General features: G+C 63.6%; 4 protein-coding genes. All 4 read left to right on the top strand.

Features of this window, described 5'->3' with window-relative positions; genetic code table 11:
* The first annotated feature begins 619 nt into the window (after positions 1-619).
* On the top strand, positions 620-1,225 hold the full coding sequence (locus tag AC1DX0_RS27710; RefSeq protein ID WP_477224641.1) for a TetR/AcrR family transcriptional regulator: 606 nt from the start codon (positions 620-622) through the stop codon (positions 1,223-1,225).
* Positions 1,226-1,273: 48 nt separating this feature from the next.
* The gene (locus AC1DX0_RS27705; RefSeq protein ID WP_477224642.1) at positions 1,274-2,416 is read left to right on the top strand and encodes an efflux RND transporter periplasmic adaptor subunit; all 1,143 of its coding nucleotides are present in this window, start codon (positions 1,274-1,276) and stop codon (positions 2,414-2,416) included.
* A gap of 243 nt (positions 2,417-2,659) precedes the next feature.
* The gene (locus AC1DX0_RS27700; protein WP_477224643.1) at positions 2,660-5,800 is read left to right on the top strand and encodes an efflux RND transporter permease subunit; all 3,141 of its coding nucleotides are present in this window, start codon (positions 2,660-2,662) and stop codon (positions 5,798-5,800) included.
* 189 nt (positions 5,801-5,989) lie between these two features.
* A partial coding sequence (locus AC1DX0_RS27695; RefSeq protein WP_477357588.1) for an LLM class flavin-dependent oxidoreductase occupies positions 5,990-7,146 on the top strand: 1,157 nt, incomplete at its 3' end.

The following is a 7,146-nucleotide window of genomic DNA, read 5'->3' as shown; positions in this document are numbered from 1 at the left end:
CACATTTGCGGTTGTTGATGCAAGAAGGCCATGCTGGTGGTATCCTTCTAAGGCTTCGGATTGTTTGCGGGCGTGGCGCAAGCCAGCGGCCAATCAACTCTCCAAGCGATGGCGGACAAAGACGGCAGGGACCATGATGACGTCGGGTGTTACCCGGTCCTAAGGGCGGTCGCCTGCCGCCGGGACTGCTGGCTGTGATGGGCCGCAGTCCCGGCCGCCAAACTACCCGATCCTTCTCAAACAATCCTAGGGTGGAGCAGTCGCGAAGCGACGTCGCGGAAACCCTGGGATCCATGCCGCGACCTTGCGGGCGTGCTCCCAACGGTCGGGAATGGCTCCCTCGCTGACGAGTGTAAACTATTGATCCGTCACACTCTTTAGCGGGCGTCGCGGCATGGATCCCAGGGTCTGCGCCGCGTCGCTTCGCTCCTTGCTTCGCTCAGGGATGACGAACTCATGAGAGGCGCGCCCCCAATCGCGAGCGCCGGTTGTCATACCCACTCATTGTCACCATCTGTCACTAACTTGTACGCGTACGTCGATTTCACGTTGACATCCCGCTTTCTTCAATTTACGACTGACGAAAATCGAAATTCGTCACTTGTCAAACGAAAGAGCCATGTCCGAAGCCGCCAACATAGTCGCCGACGCCGCCAGGCAGGAGAATGTGACGCGCATTCTCGACTGCGCCGAACGGCTGTTCCGGCACTATGGCTACGGCAAGACCAATGTCGCCGACATTGCCCGCGACCTCGGCATGTCGCCGGCCAACATCTACCGTTTCTTCGCCTCCAAGGTCGAAATCCACCAGGCGGTTTGCGGCCGCATGCTCGGCGCCAGCTACAAGATGGCTTACGAGATCATGCATCTGCCGATCAGCGCCGAGGAGCGGCTGCGGCGCTACATTCACGCCCAGTACAAGATGACGCTCGAGACCATGCTCGACGAGCAGAAGGTCCATGAGATGGTCATCGTCGCGCTTGAGCGCGACTGGGCTGTCATCGACGCGCACGTCAACAGTATCCACGACCTGTTCGCCGAAGTGATCCGCGAGGGCGTCGAGACCGGTGAGTTCAGGCAGCAGGATCCGGAAGCCGCCTCGCGCTGCTTCGGCGCCGCCACCGTCATTCTCTGCCACCCGCAGATGGTGGCGCAGTGCCTTGCCAAGACCAACCGGGCAATGCCCGACGAACTTATCGACTACGCCATCAGAGCCTTGAAATAGCCGCCGGTCACCGGTGTCGCCAGTCCGCCTCCAGTCGGGAGTACCACGATGTCTTTGTCCCATTCCATCATCCGCCGGTTGCCGGTCGCGGGGTTGATCGTCGCGGCGCTCGCTCTGGCCGGCTGCAGCCAGGAAAAAGCCGAAGTCAAGGATATCATCCGCCCGGTCAAGGTCGTCGAGATCGCCCAGGCGCACGACACCCGCATGCTCTCCTATTCCGGTTCGGTGCGGGCCCGTACCGAAAGCGCCCTGGCTTTCCGGGTCAACGGCAAGATCACCGAGCGCCTGGTCGACATCGGCCAGCACGTGGCGCCGGGCGATTTGCTCGCCCGCATCGATCCCACCGACTACGACCTCTCGGTCAAGAGCGCGCAGGCCACCCTCGATGCCGCCGAACGGCAGGTCGAGACGACAGAGCTTGCCCGCAAGCGCGCCGAGCAGCTTTTTGCCAAGAATTTTTCGCCAAAGTCGCAGCTCGAACAGGCAACGCTGACCTATGACCAGGCGGTCGCCACACGCGACTCCGCCCGCTCGTCGCTTGACCAGGCCAAGAACCAGGTCGGCTATACCGACCTCAAGGCCGACAGGGACGGCATCGTCACCGCGGTCAACGCCGATGTCGGCCAAGTGGTCGGCTCCGGCACGCCGGTGGTCACCGTCGCGGTCGACGGTGAAAAGGAAGTGCTGATCGCGGTGCCGGAAATGGAGATCGCCGAATTCAAGCCGGGCAAATCAGTCAAGGCCGGCTTCTGGTCCGACAACACGCTGACGCTCGACGGCAAGGTCCGCGAGGTCGCCGGCAGCGCCGATACCCAGTCGCGAACCTTTGCCGTCCGTGTCAGCCTGCCCAACGATCCGCGCGTGCTGCTCGGCATGACCGCCAATATCGAGGCCTCGGCGGCCAACGAAAAGCAGCTGGTTTCGATCCCGCTGAGTGCGTTGGCCGAGAAAGACAGCCAGTCGATCGTCTGGACAGTCGATCGTGGCGCCGACACCGTTCATGCCCGCCCGGTCAAGGTCGCCGAGTTCGCCGCCGACGGCGTGCGTGTCACCGAAGGATTGAAGCCCGGCGACATCGTGGTCGCCGCCGGCACACAGTTCATGACCGAGAATCTGAAAGTGAAACTCGCCGGCGGCGTGGCGCAGCAATCCGCCTCCGCCGAGGGCGAAGACGCCAGCCAGCTGCGCTGACGACACACAGGTTGGCCGCGCATTGCCGCGGCCGCAGGTTTCCGGGCGGCGTGCGCCCGAAGGTCGAGACGTCAAGGCCGATGTCCCCCCGCATCGATCCTAGCGTCCCACCGCGATGAGTGTCTCTCCACTTGGAAAGCCTCGCCGCCCGGAAGCCAGATCGAAGGCAGATGATTTCGTTTCGCGCGCCGCGCTTCTTCGAAGCACCAGGCGCCGGTAACCAAGCAAAGTGGACCAGCATCCATGACGACCTCCACTGAAGAAAAGCGGCCTTTCAATCTGTCGCGCTGGGCGATCGGCCACCCCTCCATCGCGCGCTTCCTGTTCGGGCTGATCATCATCGCCGGTGCGCTCGGCCTGATGCGCATGGGCCAGAAGGAAGACCCTGACTTCACCTTCCGGGTCATGGTCGTGCAGGCGATCTGGCCGGGCTCCTCGATCAAGGAGATGGAAGACCAGGTCGTAAACAAGATCGAGCGCAAGCTGCAGGAAACGCCGCATCTAGACTTCGTGCGCTCCTTCACCCGCGCCGGCAGCGCCATCATCACCGTGCAGATCAAGGGCGACACCAACGCCGCCGAGGTGACGGACGCCTTCTATCAGGTGCGCAAGAAGGTCGGCGACATCTCAGGTGACCTGCCGCAAGGCCTGCTCGGCCCCTATTTCAACGACGAGTTCGGCGACACCTTCATTACGCTGCATTCGATCAGCGGCGACGGCTTCTCCTACCCCGAGCTGAAGAAGTTCGCCATCCAGGCCCGTGACATGCTGTTGACGACATCAGGCGTCGAGAAGGCCGTCATCATCGGCGACCAGCCAGAAAAACTTTATATCGATGTTTCGTCCAAGGCGCTGGCCGAGCGCGGCCTGACGCTGACCGACCTGCAGAACGCGATCAAGGGCCAGAACAATGTCGATCCGGCCGGGTCCGTCGACACCGGCGTCAATTCGGTGCGCATCTCCGTCGAAGGCGACGTCACCAAGGCCGCCGACATCAGGGAATTGCGCCTGCGCGCCGGCGGACAGGTCACCCGGCTTGGCGACATCGCCACCGTGACATCCGGGCTCGAAGATCCCTTCCAGCGCAAATACCGTTTCAACGGCCATGACAGCGTGCAGCTTGGCGTCGTCATGGCCAAGGGTTTTAAAGTCACCGATGTCGGCAAGGATGTCGAGGCGACCTACAAGCGCTTCGAGGAGGCGCTGCCCTATGGCGTGTCCGTCGACCAGATTTCCGATCAGCCGGGCGTCGTCACGGATGCAGTGGCTGAATTCATGCATGCGCTCGGCGAGGCGCTGCTGATCGTGCTTGTCGTCTCGTTCCTGTCGATCGGCTGGCGTTCGGGCCTGGTCATCGCCATCGCCATTCCGCTGGTTCTGGCAGCCACCTTCGCCATCATGTACGAGCTCGGCATCGACCTGCAGCGCATTTCGCTGGGCGCCCTGATCATCGCGCTCGGCCTGCTTGTCGACGACGCCATGATCGTCGTCGAGATGATGGAGCGCAAGCTGGAGGAGGGGCTGGTCAAGGTCGAAGCGGCGAGCTTCGCCTATACATCGACTGCTTTCCCGATGCTGACCGGCACGCTGGTCACCACCGCCGGCTTCATCCCGGTCGGCTTTGCCGCTTCCACCGCCGGCGAATATGTGCGCACGCTGTTTTATGTCGTTGGCATCGCACTGATCGTGTCGTGGTTCGTCGCCGTCTATTTCACGCCGTGGCTCGGCAACATGATCCTCAAGCAGCGCAAGCACGCCGGCAGCCATCACGATGCCTTCGATACGCGCTTCTACCGCGGGCTTCGCTCGACCGTTGGCTGGGCGGTGCGCCACCGCATCATCGTTCTGGTCATGACGCTGGTAACCTTCGGTACCAGCCTGTGGGCGTTCCAGTTCATCCCGCAGAACTTCTTCCCGCAATCGTCGCGGCCGGAAATCCTCGTCGACCTCTGGCTGCCGGAAGGCACCAGCATCAAGGAGGTCGAGGTGCAGGCCAAGGCGCTCGAAGCCAAGATGATGGACGACAAGGACAAGCGCTTCATCGCCACCTATATTGGCGAAGGCGCGCCGCGCTTCTTCCTGCCGCTCGACCAGCAGCTCGCCAACCCGAACTTCGCCCAGATGCTGGTGATGGCCAATGACGAGCCGGCGCGCGAGCGGCTGATCGTCAAGCTGCGCACGGTTCTGGCCGAAGACTTCCCCTCGATCCGCGGCAAGGTCGACCGCCTGTTCCTCGGCCCGCCGACCGGCTGGCCGGTGCAGATGCGCGTCATGGGTCCGGATCGCCAGGAGGTGCGCCGCATCGCCGACCAGGTGAAGGAGAAGTTCCGTGAGGATCCGCTGCTAGGCGCGGTCCATGACGACTGGCTCGAACCCGTCCCGGCAATGAAGCTGGTTATCGACCAGGATCGTGCCCGTGCGCTCGGCGTCACCTCGCAGCGCATCCGCCAGATGCTGCAGGCATCGATGTCCGGTGCGCCGCTCGACGACTTCCGCGACGGCGAGGAGACGGTCTCCATCGTCGCTCGCGAGCCGGATGCCAGCCGCAGCCTGCTGTCCTCGGTCGATTCGGTCTATATCCCGACCGATTTCGGCGGCTTCGTGCCGCTGTCGCAGGTGGCCAAGGTGGTTCCCGTGCTCGATCAAGGCATCGAGTGGCGCCGTGACCGCCTGCCGACCATCAGCGTGCGCGCCACGCTGCCCGACGGCGTGCAGTCCAATGACGTCGTCACCAAGATGTACAAGGACATGCAGGGTCTGCGCGACGGCCTGGCGCCCGGCTACAAGATCGAGATCCAGGGCGGTGCCGAGGATTCGGCTGAAAGCCAGGCTTCCATCGCTGCCAAGGCGCCGATCATGCTGGCCATCATCGTCGTGCTCTTGATGATCCAGCTGCAGAACTTCGGCAAGGCGATGCTGGTGCTGGCCACCGGTCCGCTCGGCATCATCGGCGCTGCCGCGGCCCTTCTGATCAGCGGCGCGCCGTTCGGCTTCGTCGCCATCCTCGGCGTCATCGCGCTGCTCGGCATCATCATGCGCAACTCGATCATCCTGGTCGACCAGATCGACCAGGACATTGCGAGAGGCATGGAACGCTCCGAAGCGATCATCGGCTCGGCTGTCCGCCGTTTCCGGCCGATCGTGCTGACGGCGATGACGGCGGTGCTGGCGCTGATCCCGATCTCGCGCGCCGTGTTCTGGGGCCCGCTCGCCTACGCCATGATGGGCGGCATCATGGTAGCCACCGTGCTGACCATTCTCGTCCTTCCGGCCGGCTACGCCCTGTTCTTCGGCCGCGAACCGAAGAAGGTAGGGAATGCCGCACAGGCGTCCGAGCCGGAGCTGCCCGCCGAGCGGCCGCAACTGGCCTTGGCCGCGGAATAGAGCGGTCTTATCGCATCATCCGCCGTCGGCGATGGCGGATGATGCCGTGTGACGGTTGGTCCGTCACGCCGACGAAAATGCTCCCCGGAGCGGATTCTGCAAAACAGAATTCCTTCCCAGGACCGCAAAGCGGTCCCATCCTGCGCTATACCGGAGCGGCAACGCTCGTCCTCATCAGGGTGTCTTCCCATGGCAGAAAAACGGCAATTGCGGCTCGGCGCCTTCATGCGCCCGGTCAGCTTGCACACCGGCGCCTGGCGCTATCCCGGCGCCTATCCCGACGCCAACTTCAACTTCGCGCATCTGAAGCGCTTCGCCCAGACGCTGGAGGCGGCGAAGTTCGACGCTTTCTTCATGGCCGACCATCTGGCCGTGCTCAACATGCCGATCGAGGCGCTGCGGCGCAGCCACACGGTGACTTCGTTCGAGCCTTTCACGCTGCTGTCGGCGTTGGCCGCCGTCACCGACCATATCGGCCTGGTCGCCACCGCATCGACCACCTTCGACGCGCCCTATCATATAGCCCGCCGCTTCGCGTCGCTCGACCACATCAGCGGCGGCCGCGCCGGCTGGAACATCGTCACCACGTCCAATCCAGATGCGGCGCTCAATTTCGGGCTGGACGAACATGTCGAGCATGACGAGCGCTACCACAAGGCGCGAGAATTCTACGATGTCGTCACCGGCCTGTGGGACAGTTTCGCCGACGATGCCTTCATCCGTGACGCCGAAAGCGGGCTCTATTTCGATCCGGCCAAACTGCATGTGCTTGACCACAAGGGCGAGCACCTCGCCGTGCGCGGGCCGCTCAACATCGCGCGCCCGGTGCAGGGCTGGCCGGTCATCGTCCAGGCCGGCGCTTCGGAGGCGGGGCGCCAACTGGCCGCCGAGACGGCCGAGGTGATTTTCGCCGCCCATGGTGATCTTGCCGCCGGCCAACGCTTCTTTGCCGACGTCAAAGGCCGGGCGCAAAAACTCGGCCGCTCGCGCGACGACATCAAGATCCTGCCCGGTGCTTTCGTCATCGTTGGCGACAGCGTCGAGGAAGCGCGGGCCAAGCGGGCGAAGCTCGACAGCCTGGTCTATTACGAGAGCGGCATTGCCTCGCTGTCGATAGCACTCGGCCATGACGCGTCGGCTTTTGATCCCGACGCTGCCTTGCCGGACATACCGGAGACCAATGCCTCGAAGAGCAGCCGCGAGCGCGTCATCGAGCTGGCCCGGAATGAAAACCTGACGGTGCGCCAGCTTGCCCAGCGACTGGGCGGCTATTCCGGCCTTGCCTTCGTCGGCACGCCGCAAACCATTGCCGACGAGATGGAGGAGTGGCTGGTGACTGAGGGATC

The sequence above is a fragment of the Mesorhizobium sp. P3_A9 genome (assembly GCF_056402975.1).
This window is presented reverse-complemented; position numbering and strand designations above follow the sequence as displayed.